Below are 15,223 nucleotides of genomic sequence, written 5' to 3' on the forward strand. Positions count from 1 at the left end.
GAAGCATTTTCAAGAATGGTTTCTGGAACAGGCATCCGCGTTAAAGGTTTTGGCTGGACTCATGCCGGGCGCGCAGAGCCGGCGCTGCGGGATGTTGCTTTCCACGTCGAGCCCGGCGAACGAATTCTGCTGTGCGGTGACTCCGGTTCTGGCAAGTCCACGCTCTTGGCGGCTCTTGCCGGAGTGCTCGGCGGCGACGAGGAAGGTGAGCAGGTAGGAGAGATCCAGCTCTTCGGAGCTGATACCGCGGGCAATGGTGAGTGGCCTGGTGAAGGCATGCCAGTGGGGCTGGTCCTGCAGGATCCTGATTCCCAAGTAATTTCCTCGCGAGTGGGCGACGACGTTGCTTTCGGCTGCGAGAACCTTGGCCTCGAACGCTCTGAGATTTGGCGCCGCGTCGACCAAGCCTTGGAGCTGGTGGGTCTTGACCTTCCACGTGACTATCCCACCGCTCGGCTTTCCGGCGGCCAGAAGCAACGCTTGGCTTTGGCGGGCGTGATGGCGATGGGCGCAGGACTGATCTTGCTGGATGAGCCCACGGCGAACCTCGACCCAGAGGGTGCCGATTCGGTGGTCCGCGCAGTAACCCAGCTGGTGGAGCGTACCGGCGCCACGCTCGTCGTGGTTGAGCACCAGCCAGATAGATGGCGTCACCTGCTGCAACGCGGACTACTCATCGAGGATGGGCAGGCTGCGCTTGACGCTTCCATGGGCGAGGTGCTGGAAGCACGCGCCCAGGCGATGCCCACGCTGCCACAGGCTCGCGTTCAACAAGACGTATCCAGCCTTGAACCAGCAATGTGGTCGAAGGACCTGCTGACTCGTTTTGGTCCGCCGCGTACCTTTGAGCTTCCTACGGGAGCTTCGACCGTGGTGACTGGCCCCAATGGTGCTGGCAAGACCACCTGGCTGGAAACCATGGCCGGGCTGTTGCCGTATACGTCGGGTGAGGTGGACGTCGCCGAGCACGTGCGCCGCGGCTTTAAAGGAGACCCGGCAACGTGGAAGTCGCGGGAGCTCGCGCATCGCATTGGGTACGTGTTTCAGAACCCAGAACATCAATTCGTTGCGCGCAGCGTTGCCGATGAACTGCGCGTGGGACCCCGAGTGATGGGCGAGGAGATCCCAGAAAAGCGCATCGCGGAACTAGTGGAGCGCCTGCGTTTGGGGCAGCTGCTTGGCGCCAATCCCTTCACCCTTTCGGGCGGAGAGAAACGGCGCCTTTCGGTGGCGACAGCATTGGTGAGCGCGCCGGCGGTGCTGTTGCTTGATGAGCCGACGTTTGGCCAGGATCCGCAGACCTTCGCGGAACTGGTGTGGATGCTGCGCGAGTTAAGCGATGAGGGAGTGACCATTGCCTCGGTAACCCACGATCCCCTCTTCATCGCGGCTCTCGGTGACCACCGCGTGGAGGTGCCACGTGCCTAATATCTTGTCCGGCGTAAACCCATTGACGCGGGTTTACCTTATGCTGGCGCTGACCTTGCCGTTGTTTCTCTCGGTGGATTGGGTCTCCGCCGCGGTTTCTTTGGTCATCACCTTCGTATTTGCGCCGCTGTGTGGAGTCAGCTGGGGAAAGCTCATAAGGAGCGGATGGTTCCTGTTTATCCTCGCCGCTCTGTCTGGCGTTTCGATGTTGCTGTATGGCGCCGAGGGCGGGGAGGTTTACTTCCGGCTTTGGCTCATCGTGGTTTCGGAGAACTCGGTGCGCCTTTCGGTGGCGATGATGCTGCGCGTACTCGCGGTAGCGCTGCCAATGATTGTCCTCGCGCGCGACATTGATTCCACACGCTTAGGCGACGCCCTGGCGCAGAACCTTCGCCTGCCTTCGCGTTTTGTTATTGGCGCGGTCGCTGGTGTGCGCATGGCGACGCTGTTTCGAGACGACTGGGATTCCATGGCGCGTGCCCGCCGCGCGCGGGGATTGGGCGACCGTGGCAAGGTCAAGCACTTGCTCACGATGTCCTTCGGACTCTTGGTTGTTGCGCTGCGCCGCGGAGGCAAGCTGGCGACGGCGATGGAGGCCCGTGGTTTCGGGCGCACGCCGTTGTATTCGCCGGCGCGCACGTGGGCGCGCGAGTCGCGTGTGAGCCGGATAGATTGGCTGATTATGTTAGCCGGTTCACTTTTGGCAGCTGTGCCGGTGGTAGCGTCGGTAGTTACAGATTCCTGGAGATTCTTCGGTCTATAAGACGAAAGGGCCACGAAGCATGGACTTCGACAGTCAGCTCGACCGCCTCATCGAGGATGTCATCAAGGCTGCCGCGACGCGCAAGAAACCTTTCAAGCCGGTGACGGTGCTCATCGATGGGCCATCGGGAGCAGGCAAGACGTGGGCCTGCGCCGCCCTCGCCGATAGAGCAGGCTGGCGTGTGGTGCACCTGGACGAGTTCTATCCTGGTTGGCACGGGCTTGAGCAGGGCTCCCAGATGGTTGCCGAACAGGTGCTGCGCGGGACCAATCCTGGCTACTGGCGCTGGGATTGGGAAGCCAATGCGCCCGGTGAGTGGGCGAGTTTGGACGCGCGCGATGACCTTATCGTGGAGGGAGTCGGTGCGGTTACCCCAGAAAATATCGCCGCCGCTCAGGAGCGCGGCACCGTGATTACGGTGGGCCTCGACGGCCCGCGCGAAAAGCGCTATGAGCGAGCCATCGAGCGAGATCCGGACTACGCAGAGTGGTTCGAGACCTGGGAGGCACAGGAGAAGGTTTACTTCTCCGAGCACGCCACCGACGCCGAATTTACGTGGGTTTGGCAGTAGCTTCCGCCCCGCGGTAGACGCCGTGCTTGTCGACGTCGTGTGCCCACTGGCGCACGAGCTTAAGTCCTTGTTGTGCAACGCGTTCTTCCAGCTCGGGAAGCCGTGCCTCTATGCAGGAGCCGGGCCACAAAGTGGTGCGGGCCTGTAGTTTTAGCCGCCCTGCCCGGGCGTTTTCTGCCAACAGATAAAAGGACTCCCACATCCGCTGCGCTTGGGCGCGGCTGCAGCCGGTGACCTGTGGCAGATCATCTGGCAAGGCCTTGACATCGATGCCTATCCATTCTGGCCGCGTCAGGGGGTTATCCACGAGCTTTTCCAACCTGCTCGGCAGGTATCCGCTCGTGTGGAGACCAACCTTAAAGCCAGCCGCGTGGGCTTCGGCTATCGCTTGCGGCAGCCCGGGCGCGGAAAGTGGCTCGCCGCCGGAAAAGACTACGCCGTCGAGAAGCCCACGGCGCTTGGATAGCAAGGAAAACGCGTCCTGCCAGCTATAGTTTCCCGGCCCAAAGGCCTGCAGCTGCGGGTTATGGCAGTAGCTGCAGCGCAGCGGGCAGCCGTTGAGGAATAACGTCATGGTCAGGTGGTCCGGCCAATCCGAAGCCGAGAAGGGGATAAGCCCGCCAATCGGCAGCTGCGTTCTGGAACTTAGCTTCGGCTCTTGCAACGAAGGTGCAGTCTTAGACGCTGGCCGCAAGCCTCTCGTCGAAGTACTGGCGCTCATGGAACTCTCCCTTCTTGCCCGTGTTGAAGCTAGAGACTGGCCGGAAATAGCCCATCACGCGCGTCCACATCTCGGTGGTGGAGCCGCAGTCGGGGCAGTGCGGATGCTCGCCGGATATGTATCCGTGGGAGCTACAAATGGAGAAAGTCGGCGTGATGGTGACATAGGGCAGGCGGAACTTTTCCAGCGAGCGGCGCACCAGGGTCGCACAAGCCTTGCCGGTCGACATCGCCGAACCCATGTAGAGATGCAGCACCGTTCCGCCGGTGTATTGGGTCTGCAGGTCCTCTTGGGCTGCAAGTGCGGTGAAAGGATCGGGAGTGTGCGCGACGGGCAGTTGCGAGGAATTGGTGTAATATGGTTCTTCTGCGGTGCCGGCATGCAGTATGTCTGGATAACGCTTCAGATCTTCGCGGGCGAAGCGGTACGTAGCGCCCTCGGCGGGTGAAGCCTCGAGGTTATAAAGGTGCCCGGTCTTCTCCTGGGCGTCGACAAGCAGTGCGCGAACCCGCTCGAGCAGACGCAGAACCTGTGCGTGGCCGCGCGTATCGGTGAGATCGTAGGCATTGGAAGTGAAGTTGCGGATCATCTCGTTGCAGCCGTTGACCCCGATGGTGGAGAAGTGGTTATCCAAGCTGGGTAGCCAACGCTTGGTATAGGGGAAAAGACCTTTGTCCAAGCACTCGTTAACAAAGGCGCGGCGGCGCTCGAGCGTGTCGACGCCGAGATCTACCAGCTCTGCGACGCGCGCCAATAGCGCCTCCTCGTCGCCGCGGTAGAGGTAGCCCAGGCGTGCGCAGTTGAGCGTGACCACGCCGATGGAGCCGGTCAACTCGGCCGAGCCGAACAAGCCATTGCCGCGCTTTAATAGCTCGCGCAGGTCCAGCTGCAGCCGGCAGCACATGGAACGAATCATGCCTGGGTCTAGATCAGAGTTGAGGAAGTTCTGGAAGTAGGGCAGCCCGTACTTCGCGGTCATACTAAACAACGCCTCGGCGTTCTCGCTGTCCCAATCGAAGTCCGGGGTGATGTTGTAGGTGGGGATAGGAAAGGTGAAAGGCCTACCGTCCGCGTCGCCGGCGGACATCACCTCGATGAAGGCACGGTTGATGATGACCATCTCCGCCTCCAAGTCGCCGTAACAGAAGTCGACGGGCTCGCCGCCGATGAGCGGTACCTGGTCGCGTAAGTCGGCAGGGCAGTGCCAATCGAAAGTGAGGTTTGTAAATGGCGTCTGCGTGCCCCAGCGGGAAGGCACGTTCAAGTTGAAGATGAACTCCTGCATGTGCTGGAGCACCTGGCCGTAGCTGAGGCTATCCAGCCTCACGAAAGGCGCCATGTAGGTATCGAAGCTGGAGAAGGCCTGCGCGCCTGCCCACTCGTTTTGCAGAGTGCCCAGGAAGTTGACGATCTGTCCGCACGCGGAGGAAAAGTGCTTCGGTGGTGCTGAAGCGATAGTGCCTGGAACGCCACCGAATCCCTCTTCTAGAACTCGGCGCAGTGACCAGCCAGCGCAATAGCCGCTGAGCATGTCTAGATCATGGATGTGAATATCACCGGCTCGGTGTGCATTTCCCGCGGCTGGCGTAAAGACCTCATCTAGCCAGTAATTGGCGGTTACTTTGCCAGCGTTGTTAAGAATCAACCCTCCTAGCGAGAAATCCTGATTGGCATTGGCGTTGATGCGCCAATCGCGCCGGCTCAAGTACTCTTCGATGGAATCTGCGACGTTAATGGTCCGTGAACCCATGTAGTTCTTCCCTTCGTTATGAAAATGGAGCGCTGGTACAGCGAAAAGCTCGCTGCCTTTCCAGCTCTGATGGCATGCCCAGGCGTGTATGTGGGGAATTAGGTGGCAACTGCAGTCATGTGGGAGGACTTGCGGCAAGCCGGGATGCCAAAAAGCCACCACGCAGCGCCGGGCGACACGAAATAACATAGCTGTAATTTCTGCCGGGGCGAGCAACTAAAACACGAGATATTCGCACTAATGGGTTTATCGTTTCTATATATAGTGGTTCGAATGTTGAAACGCCGACGGGGCGTGTGCCTATTTAGTGGATGTGATTGTTGTCCCTATAGGCCTCGCCTAATGCCCGATTTTGGGTGGGGATCAAAGTTCCGGGGAATTTGTCACAGGCGGGCTTGGGTGGGGTGTGGCGTCGTCAAGCGTTGTGTAATTGACTGCCTGCGGTGATGGAAAGAATAGCCAGGTAGATGGAATTTGGATGTTTTGCGTGTCGCTGCTATTCTTCGAAGAGGTTTCGCCTTCATGTGGGGCGAAAAGTCTGATCGATTAATCGGCTTGAATGGCTGATTGATGTTCTGGACATGCGGAAGGGCCCCGGAAAAGAGCCCCTATTTTTGCGTGTTTGGGCAGCATCGGTCAGTTCAGCCGAAGTCATACAGAAAGACTAGATTTATGCCAACTATTCAGCAGCTGGTCCGTAAGGGCCGCCATGATAAGCGCTCCAAGGTCGCAACCGCAGCGCTGAAGGGCTCCCCTCAGCGTCGTGGCGTTTGCACCCGCGTTTACACCACCACCCCGAAGAAGCCGAACTCTGCACTGCGTAAGGTCGCTCGTGTTCGCCTGACCTCCGGTATCGAGGTTTCCGCGTACATCCCAGGCGAGGGCCACAACCTGCAGGAGCACTCCATGGTGCTCGTCCGCGGCGGTCGTGTTAAGGACCTCCCGGGTGTTCGTTACAAGATTATCCGTGGCGCACTGGATACCCAGGGCGTTAAGGACCGCAAGCAGGCTCGTTCCCGCTACGGTGCAAAGAAGGGACAGTAATCAACAATGCGTAAGAATGCTGCTCCGAAGCGTCCTGTAGTTAAGGACCCGGTATACAACTCCGAGCAGGTCACCATGCTCGTGAACAAGATCCTCCTCGATGGCAAGAAGTCCACCGCAGAGCGCATCGTCTACGGTGCACTCGAGGCTTGCCGTGAGAAGACCGGTACCGACCCAGTCGGCACCCTGGAGAAGGCTCTGGGCAACATCCGCCCGGACCTCGAGGTTCGCTCCCGCCGTGTCGGTGGTGCTACCTACCAGGTGCCAGTTGAGGTTAAGCCGGCTCGCGCTAACACCCTCGCTCTGCGTTGGTTGGTGACTTTCACCCGCCAGCGTCGTGAGAACACCATGATCGAGCGTCTCGCTAACGAGATCCTGGATGCATCCAACGGTCTTGGTGCTTCCGTGAAGCGTCGTGAAGATACCCACAAGATGGCTGAGGCAAACCGCGCCTTCGCACACTACCGCTGGTAATTTTCCAGCGTATGCCTATGGTCCGAGCAACGTAATAGTTTTGCTGAACAGTTCCACCCGCTTTCTGCGGTTGAAACTGCAAACATAACTTCATATCGTTGCTCGGGCCATTTTTCTAAGCTGGTGTCTTCTCCTTGTGGGCAGACGGCTAGCTTGGGGAGGCGGGCTACATAAAGGTGTATTAAGGTGCACCGCTGGAAGTTTTAGTAGCCCTGCGGCTGCTAAGACGGCCGAGACGTGGCAAAATTAATAAAGACCTATCCATGCGGACGGATTGGTGCTGGAACCTCGCTTTGAAAGCGGGGAACCGGCGCGAAGCGTCCACGATAAATAAGTTGGGGTAAAACCGTGGCACAAGAAGTGCTTAAGGACCTTCACAAGGTCCGCAACATCGGCATCATGGCTCACATCGATGCTGGTAAGACCACCACCACCGAGCGTATTCTCTTCTACACCGGTATTAACCGTAAGGTCGGCGAGACGCACGATGGCGCATCCACCACTGACTGGATGGAGCAGGAGAAGGAGCGCGGTATCACCATTACCTCCGCTGCTGTTACCTGTTTCTGGGACAACAACCAGATCAACATCATCGACACCCCGGGTCACGTTGACTTCACCGTTGAGGTCGAGCGTTCCCTGCGTGTCCTGGATGGCGCTGTTGCTGTCTTCGACGGCAAGGAAGGCGTTGAGCCGCAGTCCGAGCAGGTGTGGCGTCAGGCTGCTAAGTACGACGTTCCGCGTATCTGCTTTGTCAACAAGATGGACAAGCTGGGCGCTGACTTCTACTTCACCGTTCAGACCATTATCGATCGCCTCGGCGCTAAGCCACTGGTTCTGCAGCTGCCAATCGGCGCTGAGGACGACTTCGACGGTGTCGTTGACCTGCTGAACATGCGTGCCATCACCTGGCGCGGCAAGGTCGAGACCGGTGCTGAGCCGACCATCGAGGAGATCCCTGCTGACCTGCAGGAGAAGGCTGAAGAGTACCGCGAGAAGCTGCTCGAGGCTGTTGCTGAGTCTGACGAAGAGCTCATGGAGAAGTACTTCGGCGGCGAGGAGCTGACTCTTGACGAGATCAAGGCAGCCATCCGCAAGATGACCATCAACTCCGAGATCTACCCGGTTCTGTGTGGTACCGCTTACCGCAACAAGGGCGTTCAGCCGCTGCTCGACGCAGTCGTTGACTTCCTTCCGAGCCCGCTGGACGTCGGCGAGGTCATTGGCCACGCTGTTGGCAACGAGGAAGAGCAGGTTACTCGTAAGCCGGCTGTTTCTTCCCCGTTCTCCGCACTGTCCTTCAAGATTGCTGCACACCCGTTCTTCGGCCAGCTGAACTTCGTTCGCGTTTACTCCGGCCAGGTCTTCCCAGGCACCGAGGTGCTCAACTCCACCAAGGGTAAGAAGGAGCGCATCGGTAAGCTGTTCCAGATGCACGCCAACAAGGAGAACCCTGTTGAGCAGGCTGACGCAGGTAACATCTACGCAGTTATCGGCCTGAAGGAAACCACCACGGGCGACACCCTGTGCGACAAGGACAACCCAATCATCCTCGAGTCCATGGACTTCCCGGAGCCGGTTATCAAGGTTTCCATCGAGCCAAAGACCAAGGCTGACCAGGAGAAGCTGGGTACCGCTATCCAGAAGCTCGCTGCTGAGGACCCAACCTTCACCGTCGAGCTGGATGAAGAGACCGGCCAGACCGTTATCGGCGGCATGGGCGAGCTCCACCTCGACGTTCTGGTTGACCGTATGAAGCGCGAGTTCAAGGTCGAGGCAAACATCGGTAACCCACAGGTTGCTTACCGCGAGACCATCCGCAAGACGGTTCAGTCCCTGGACTACACCCACAAGAAGCAGACCGGTGGTTCTGGTCAGTTCGCAAAGGTCATCGTCACCATCGAGCCTTACAACCCGGACCCAGAGACGCTGGAGGAGGGCGAGTCCGCAACCTACAAGTTCGAGAACGCCGTCACCGGTGGTCGCGTTCCGAAGGAGTACATCCCTTCCGTCGACGCTGGTATCCAGGACGCAATGCAGTACGGCTACCTCGCAGGCTTCCCGCTGGTTAACATCAAGGCAACCCTCGAGGACGGCGCTTACCACGACGTCGACTCCTCCGAGATGGCCTTCAAGCTCGCTGGCTCCCAGGTTCTGAAGGAAGCTGTTGCTAAGGCAAAGCCAGTCCTTCTTGAGCCGGTCATGGCCGTTGAGGTTGTTACCCCTGAGGAGTACATGGGCACCGTTAACGGTGACATCAGCTCCCGTCGTGGCCAGGTCTTCGCTATGGAAGACCGCTCCGGCGCAAAGGTTGTCAAGGCAAAGGTTCCGCTGTCCGAGATGTTCGGTTACATCGGCGACCTGCGTTCTTCCACCGCTGGCCGCGCAAATTTCACCATGGTCTTCGATTCCTACGCTGAGGTTCCTTCCTCCGTTGCAACCGAGATCATCGAAGAGCGCACCGGCAACAAGGCCTAACTAGCCTTAAGGCAATCGCCACCCCCTCACGCTTCAGCCCCGCATACGGCTGGTAGTCTTTGCCAGTAGATTCCAGTTGCGGGGCGGGGCAAGAGCTTGCAGCTTTTCTCCCGCGTGAGGCAACTGGTTGGGTAGCGGTTGGCTGAACTTGCACTTGCAAAAAGTGTTGGTTGAGCCGGCCGTTACCCTCCCAGGATCCGTTATCAGATTCTTGTCGAGGGTCAACGACCGCACAACATGCGCGGGGTTACCTCCTATTTAGGCGGTTTGAAAAAACTGCGGCATAAATCTAGGATCGTGTAACTGGCACGTAAAGAAAGCGTCATTAGCGCTTCGGAGTTTTCGTTCCAAGTGCCAATGACATTAACCAACCACGTGGCTGCCTATGCAGCCGCCATAGAGTCCAGGAGGACAAACAGTGGCAAAGGAGAAGTTCGAGCGTACGAAGCCGCATGTTAACATCGGCACCATCGGACACGTCGACCACGGCAAGACCACCACCACCGCAGCGATCACCAAGGTTCTGGCTGACCAGTACCCTGAGGAGAACACCGCTTTCGCATTCGACATGATCGATAAGGCTCCTGAGGAGAAGGAGCGCGGTATTACCATCAACATCTCCCACGTTGAGTACTCCACCCCGAAGCGCCACTACGCACACGTTGACGCTCCGGGCCACGCCGACTACATCAAGAACATGATTACCGGTGCTGCTCAGATGGACGGCGCTATCCTGGTTGTTGCTGCACCCGATGGCCCGATGCCGCAGACCCGCGAGCACGTTCTTCTGGCTCGCCAGGTTGGCGTTCCTTACATCCTCGTTGCACTGAACAAGTGCGACATGGTTGACGACGAGGAAATCATCGAGCTCGTCGAGATGGAGATCCGCGAGCTGCTCGCTGAGCAGGACTACGACGAGGAAGCTCCGATCGTTCACATCTCCGCTCTGAAGGCTCTTGAGGGCGACGAGAAGTGGGTACAGGCTGTTGTCGACCTCATGCAGGCTTGCGATGACTCCATCCCGGATCCGGAGCGCGAGCTGGACAAGCCGTTCCTGATGCCTATCGAGGACATCTTCACCATCACCGGCCGCGGTACCGTTGTTACCGGCCGTGTTGAGCGTGGCTCCCTGAACGTCAACGAGGACGTTGAGATCATCGGTATCCAGGAGAAGTCCATCTCCACCACCGTTACCGGTATCGAGATGTTCCGCAAGATGATGGACTACACCGAGGCTGGCGACAACTGTGGCCTGCTTCTGCGTGGTACCAAGCGTGAAGAGGTTGAGCGTGGCCAGGTTGTTATCAAGCCGGGCGCTTACACCCCTCACACCCAGTTCGAGGGTTCCGTCTACGTCCTGAAGAAGGAAGAGGGCGGCCGCCACACCCCGTTCATGGACAACTACCGTCCGCAGTTCTACTTCCGCACCACCGACGTTACCGGCGTCATCAAGCTGCCTGAGGGCACCGAGATGGTTATGCCTGGCGACAACGTCGAGATGTCCGTCGAGCTGATCCAGCCGGTCGCTATGGACGAGGGCCTGCGCTTCGCTATCCGCGAGGGCTCCCGCACCGTCGGCGCTGGCCGCGTTACCAAGATCATCAAGTAAGAGCATTTGCTTGAGCGTTTAAAGTAACGCCCTTTAAAGCCACCGCTTTCCCTTTCCGGGAAGGCGGTGGCTTTTTGCGTGTTTTGCTCCCGCGCCAGTTAAGCTATGAGCCATGCTTGATCCCACACGCATCGACCGCACCCTGCAGGCTCTGAAAGCTGCGTGGGAAGGTCAGCCGGAGCTGCCCTTGGGCACGCTGTTTGCAATGCTGGCCAACCAAGGCCTCGGATGGGGTGCTGACGACGCGGATATGGTTCGTGCGTTGGAGCAAATGGCGCGGTTGCATCCACCGACACTGCCGCTTGGCGACGGCCGCGTGGAGGAAGGATTGTGGCTACTCGTCACCCAGCGTGAGCGCGTGACTATTGGCGAGGAAAATGTGGTCATTCGCCGTACCGGCGATGATGGTCCCCGGCAGCCGGTGGCGTGGAAGTACTCGGCTGTTCGGCCAGTGGGACCTGGTCGACCTCTTGTTATCAAGGACTCGGAGTCCATCGAACATCGCTTTGGCGTAGTGGAGTCAATTACCCGCCTAAAGCAAGATTCACGCCAGCTCAGCGGGTTGAAAAGGCGCAACGTAGGGGAGCGGGCGTGGCTTATCCGCACCGAGCTGGAAACCATCCTTTTGGACCACGGCTTACATGCATTTAAAATTGCACGGCGCTGCCTGCAACGTGCTGACTATTCCTGGAAGCAGATTCTGCAGTGTAGTCCCGGGAAGCCTTTGCAAGTATCGCTGTCACGCGGGGTTACGCATGAATTTGGGGCGGTCACCGAGGTGCTCCTCGCTGAATCCGCCCCAGATATCGCCGTCGATGGCTACATTGACTAGTCCTTCAGTGTCTTAACCTGGCTAAAGTGCAGCTTGTACACGGTATCTAGATTGGCGTCGGGAAAGGCTGTGCGGAAGTCCTTCTCGCTGGTTTCGACTGCCTTGGTTAGCTCATCTAGTGGCATATCCGCGCTGGCTTCTATCTTGTATTGCAAGGTCGGCCGCGCACGGTCATAGGCCACCAACCGGTGAACCTTCTCGACTCCGTCGAGAGCATCAAAGCTTTTGGCCACGGCACCAGCAATAGCTTGCATATTGGTGGAAATGGCGCCTTCATCATTCGAAGAATCGGATGCGACGTTGTTGAAGCGCCGGTGGCGTAGGTTCGCCACGATGAGCCAGATGCCGGCTACCGCTAGGAGCATGGTGGCTGCACCCAGCGCTACCGGCCACCAACTAGAGCTAGGCAGTGCTGCCCAAGCGTCGTGATCAACCCAGCGCGCCAGGGAAGTGGCGAAGGGAACCTCAAAATGGATGAGGATCGGCCAAATCCCTAGCACAATGAGGACTACGGCGATGAGGAATAACAAGAAACGGTCGAATGCTGCCAAGCCCTTAGACATGATTATCGACCTCCGGGAGATTTTCTGCCTTTACTTTTAGCTGTGGGGCGCGCTCCAACGAGGAAAGGGCTTGCGATACAGCCTCTTCCACGCGGCTGACCAATAGTTTGTCCTTAGTGTCGCCGTTGACGGTGATATCGACGCCGATCTTCTTCTTGCTGATTACTGCGCGGCTACGGGCAGCACTGACGCCGGGCACGCGGCGCGCAGCGGCTGAGGCTGCGCGCGCGATGTCTACCGAGCGCAGCCACATCGAGGCGGTGTCGGAGGAGAGCCTGGTATGTGTCTTTTTGCGTGGTTTGAACACCGCAATGAGCAAGATAAGGCCAATGGCAATAGCGATGCCGCCGCCTATCAGCATCCAGGTTTCGACCGCGTCCTGTGACATCACGTCGATGAAAGGCTGCAGCCAGGAATTGGCTTTAGTGCTGACAGCCCACGTTTCCCTTCCGAGAAAAGCTGCGGCGCCCAAGCAAACCATTCCGAGGACAACGGCCCATTTACGGGCTGCAGGGGATGCCGCCGGCCTTTGGCCAAAGCCCTGCGGGAGAGCATCTTTCTTATCCATCCTGGCCCCCTCTGTACATCGGGTTGATTGTGATTTCGCGCAGTGGCTGTGGACGGGGCGCTACAACATGCCGAACCGGCGCGGTACCTTGCAGTGAGGCCTGGCGGACAGGTGCTGGCTTGGGTACGCGGACTGTGCGCAGCGCAACCGGGCGGGGAGCACTTACCGGACGCGGCTGCAGCGGCCGAGGAACGGCCACGCTGCGCACGGCGACGGGATTGGGAGCGGTGACAGGGCGGACGTGGTTAGGCGTGGGCGCCGTTACCTGCAAAAGCCTAGTTGGCTCCGGGGCGCGTACGGACGCGACCTGAAGCGGAGCGCTGTCAGCGTCGATAGAGCGCACCGGTTGCGGGGCAGGCGCATCTATATTGCGTATTGGCACCGTATGGTTGGTGGTTATCGGTTTAAGCTGGCGCTCCGGAAGTGACCGCGGAGTGATTGCCCGTGGCGTTTGTCGCGCGTCGACGGCAGGGCCTGACACGCGCTCGCCCGGTACTGCTGCGGCAACGGTGACGTTGACGCGGGTGGTGCGGTAGCCGGTGTAGGCCGCAACCCATTCCTCGATGGCTTTGCGGGTCGACTTCGCTACGTCCGTGACAGGACTCGGCCAGGTCACCGCGATCGAGGCATCCACCGCTAGCACCTCGGAAGCAGGATCGCTCTGGATAAGCAGGCGCGGAAATGCGCGCCCAGCTAAGCCGGCGAGCTTGGCGTCGATGGCTTTGGTCCCGGGGACGGAAGCGATGGCGCTAGTGACAATGTGTTCGAGAGCCTTGTGCGTAAACCGCAAGGTGCCATCAGTGCGCTGTTGTGGCGTGGCAGATGGCATTATCCCTGCCCTTTATCCTTGCCGATAATTCCATACCACACGGCGGTGAGGTCGATACGGCCGTCGAAGTGCGCACCTACAACACCACCGATGGCGGCAAGCAGGATGGCCAACACCGTGGGCCACAGGCCAAGGTGGATGAAAAAGGCCAAAACCAGACCGGCAACAATGCCCAGCGTGGAGTAGTTCTTCATAATTTTCCTTCTTAATCTTCCAGTGCGCTGCTTAAAGCATCAGCCACGACGACATCAACGCGTTGCAGTCCCGGGCAGGCCTCGAGCGCCGCGGTGCGGGCGGCGTCCGCGATTGTGGCAACCGGAATGCGCTTCGCGACGTCGATTACAAGGTGTACCTCGATATGGCTATCGTCGCGCGGACTCGGGCGCTTTATGCCGCCGATGCGCTTGCCGGGGTAAAGCAACGCAACTTCGCCGAAAGAACCGGGATGCAGCTTGGCGACGCCCTGGATGCCTGCTACTGAGTCGACGATGCGATGTGCAGCAGCGGCATCTAGTTCAAAGCGCTCCGGAGTGGACTCCATCATTTAAATAACTGCCTTAGTCTTTGAAAGGCCTATTCCTGGCCCTGTGCCAAAGCGTTGTTGGAGGCCTGCTCGCTGGCAGTGTCTTCCTTTGGCAGTTTGACGTCGTGGACCACAACGTCAACGCGCTCAACGCCCAGGCCGGTCATGCGCTCGACAGCATTCATGATGTTGCGGCGGATAGCCTCAGCCAGCTCGTGGATAGCAACACCGTACTCGGCGATGATGGCAACTTCGATGGTGGCAACAGCGTTGTTGACCTGAACCGTTACGCCCTGGCGTACATCCTCGGATGCGCCGAAGGACTCACGGATGGATCCCATCATGCGTGCGCCGCCACCGCCCAGTGCGGCAACGCCGGAAACCTCGCGGGCGGCGATGCCAGCGATCTTGGAAACCACGGCGTCGTCGATAGTGGTGGTGCCGTACTCGGTTTCCAGGTTCTTGTTGACCTCCGGGGCAGCAGCGGCGGTGTTTGCCTGCTCGGTGGAAGTTGCTGCGTTCTGTGCGGTGTTCTGGGCAGCGTTCTGATCAGTATTCGCTGGGGTATTAGCGGTCATTGTGCTTATTCCTTATCTATAGGGACTTGATTGCGGGAAGTTTCGCCTTAACAAGAAAGCTACCTTTCCGAGCCTATATCTGAATGCGGACATTGTGGGGTGCTGAGGTGCAATCTTTTGGAAAACGTGACTTTGCACACGGTTTGGAAAAAAGTTTGGAAAACGCGCGATTACATGCTTAAATACAAGGGTTGCTTTAACACAACGGCGTTTGGAAATCGTGGGTGAAACACCCCCGATATTCAACAAAGTTGCTGGTAAAGCGAACATGACACCTTCGCAGGTGGGCACTTTTTAAGTGTGTGCCGAGAAGGTCATTCAATCGGGCTAGGTCCGCGTTTAGTAGAGACATCCCGAGCGAATGGACCGGAGAAGGGGCATGGCAAATAAACAGCGGCAGTATATGAATTGGATTTGTGCCTCCACGTGTAATGCGTGAGGAACCGTCCTCTTTCTATAGAACTTTGACTTACGGGTCTTGTACCCCGTCGA

General features: G+C 58.6%; 16 protein-coding genes. 8 read left to right on the top strand and 8 right to left on the bottom strand.

Translation table 11 applies throughout. The features are described 5' to 3' along the window. Positions 1-15: 15 nt before the first annotated feature. The 3 genes from HMPREF3169_RS12205 to HMPREF3169_RS12215 are packed head-to-tail and all read left to right on the top strand — an operon-like array spanning position 16 to position 2,762. Positions 16-1,428 (top strand): ABC transporter ATP-binding protein, encoded by a 1,413-nt coding sequence (locus tag HMPREF3169_RS12205; RefSeq protein ID WP_070456872.1) that lies wholly within the window; start codon positions 16-18, stop codon positions 1,426-1,428. After that, positions 1,421-2,191, top strand: coding sequence for an energy-coupling factor transporter transmembrane component T family protein (locus HMPREF3169_RS12210; RefSeq protein WP_070456875.1), 771 nt, complete (start codon positions 1,421-1,423; stop codon positions 2,189-2,191). The genes HMPREF3169_RS12205 and HMPREF3169_RS12210 overlap by 8 nt, the downstream gene beginning before the upstream one ends. Positions 2,192-2,210: 19 nt before the next feature. Next, a complete protein-coding gene (locus HMPREF3169_RS12215) occupies positions 2,211-2,762 on the top strand; it encodes a nucleoside/nucleotide kinase family protein (RefSeq protein WP_062042310.1) in 552 nt (183 codons plus the stop codon). Here HMPREF3169_RS12215 and HMPREF3169_RS12220 read toward each other — a convergent pair. Further along, complete coding sequence (locus HMPREF3169_RS12220) at positions 2,743-3,483, bottom strand: anaerobic ribonucleoside-triphosphate reductase activating protein (protein ID WP_179294251.1); 741 nt, start codon at positions 3,481-3,483, stop codon at positions 2,743-2,745. The two genes, HMPREF3169_RS12215 and HMPREF3169_RS12220, sit on opposite strands and share 20 nt — an antisense overlap. After that, positions 3,440-5,233, bottom strand: a complete 1,794-nt coding sequence (locus HMPREF3169_RS12225; RefSeq protein WP_070456878.1) for a ribonucleoside triphosphate reductase — start codon at positions 5,231-5,233, stop codon at positions 3,440-3,442. The genes HMPREF3169_RS12220 and HMPREF3169_RS12225 overlap by 44 nt, the downstream gene beginning before the upstream one ends. A 672-nt stretch (positions 5,234-5,905) precedes the next feature. On the opposite strand from HMPREF3169_RS12225, the gene rpsL reads away from it, so the two are divergent. The 5 genes from rpsL to HMPREF3169_RS12250 all read left to right on the top strand — a co-directional run bounded on the left by rpsL (position 5,906) and on the right by HMPREF3169_RS12250 (position 11,670). After that, the gene (gene rpsL, locus HMPREF3169_RS12230) at positions 5,906-6,277 is read left to right on the top strand and encodes a 30S ribosomal protein S12 (protein WP_046646811.1); all 372 of its coding nucleotides are present in this window, start codon (positions 5,906-5,908) and stop codon (positions 6,275-6,277) included. 6 nt (positions 6,278-6,283) lie between these two features. Then, on the top strand, positions 6,284-6,751 hold the full coding sequence (gene rpsG, locus HMPREF3169_RS12235; RefSeq protein ID WP_042529270.1) for a 30S ribosomal protein S7: 468 nt from the start codon (positions 6,284-6,286) through the stop codon (positions 6,749-6,751). A 348-nt stretch (positions 6,752-7,099) separates the two neighbouring features. Further along, positions 7,100-9,229, top strand: a complete 2,130-nt coding sequence (gene fusA, locus HMPREF3169_RS12240; RefSeq protein ID WP_062035900.1) for an elongation factor G — start codon at positions 7,100-7,102, stop codon at positions 9,227-9,229. A gap of 418 nt (positions 9,230-9,647) precedes the next feature. Next, positions 9,648-10,838, top strand: coding sequence for an elongation factor Tu (gene tuf, locus HMPREF3169_RS12245; RefSeq protein ID WP_070456879.1), 1,191 nt, complete (start codon positions 9,648-9,650; stop codon positions 10,836-10,838). Positions 10,839-10,950: 112 nt separating this feature from the next. After that, a complete protein-coding gene (locus HMPREF3169_RS12250; protein WP_070456882.1) occupies positions 10,951-11,670 on the top strand; it encodes a hypothetical protein in 720 nt (239 codons plus the stop codon). Here the strand turns inward: HMPREF3169_RS12250 and HMPREF3169_RS12255 are convergent. From HMPREF3169_RS12255 to HMPREF3169_RS12280, 6 genes are read right to left on the bottom strand one after another with little or no spacing between them, the layout of a single operon-like run. Further along, positions 11,667-12,233 (bottom strand): Asp23/Gls24 family envelope stress response protein, encoded by a 567-nt coding sequence (locus HMPREF3169_RS12255; protein ID WP_070456885.1) that lies wholly within the window; start codon positions 12,231-12,233, stop codon positions 11,667-11,669. The genes HMPREF3169_RS12250 and HMPREF3169_RS12255 overlap by 4 nt on opposite strands. Continuing rightward, on the bottom strand, positions 12,226-12,801 hold the full coding sequence (locus HMPREF3169_RS12260; protein WP_070456886.1) for a DUF6286 domain-containing protein: 576 nt from the start codon (positions 12,799-12,801) through the stop codon (positions 12,226-12,228). Before HMPREF3169_RS12260 ends, HMPREF3169_RS12255 begins: the two co-directional genes overlap by 8 nt. Then, on the bottom strand, positions 12,794-13,630 hold the full coding sequence (locus HMPREF3169_RS12265) for an Asp23/Gls24 family envelope stress response protein (protein WP_070456889.1): 837 nt from the start codon (positions 13,628-13,630) through the stop codon (positions 12,794-12,796). The genes HMPREF3169_RS12260 and HMPREF3169_RS12265 overlap by 8 nt, the downstream gene beginning before the upstream one ends. Further along, positions 13,630-13,824, bottom strand: coding sequence for a DUF2273 domain-containing protein (locus HMPREF3169_RS12270; protein WP_061920486.1), 195 nt, complete (start codon positions 13,822-13,824; stop codon positions 13,630-13,632). The genes HMPREF3169_RS12265 and HMPREF3169_RS12270 overlap by 1 nt, the downstream gene beginning before the upstream one ends. 11 nt (positions 13,825-13,835) lie before the next feature. Beyond that, on the bottom strand, positions 13,836-14,174 hold the full coding sequence (locus HMPREF3169_RS12275) for a hypothetical protein (RefSeq protein ID WP_235590995.1): 339 nt from the start codon (positions 14,172-14,174) through the stop codon (positions 13,836-13,838). Positions 14,175-14,203: 29 nt separating this feature from the next. Then, the gene (locus HMPREF3169_RS12280) at positions 14,204-14,731 is read right to left on the bottom strand and encodes an Asp23/Gls24 family envelope stress response protein (RefSeq protein WP_061920488.1); all 528 of its coding nucleotides are present in this window, start codon (positions 14,729-14,731) and stop codon (positions 14,204-14,206) included. Positions 14,732-15,223: the final 492 nt, after the last annotated feature.

It is taken from the genome of Corynebacterium sp. HMSC08C04 (assembly GCF_001807495.1).
In the GTDB taxonomy this organism is placed as follows: Bacteria; Actinomycetota; Actinomycetes; order Mycobacteriales; family Mycobacteriaceae; genus Corynebacterium; species Corynebacterium simulans.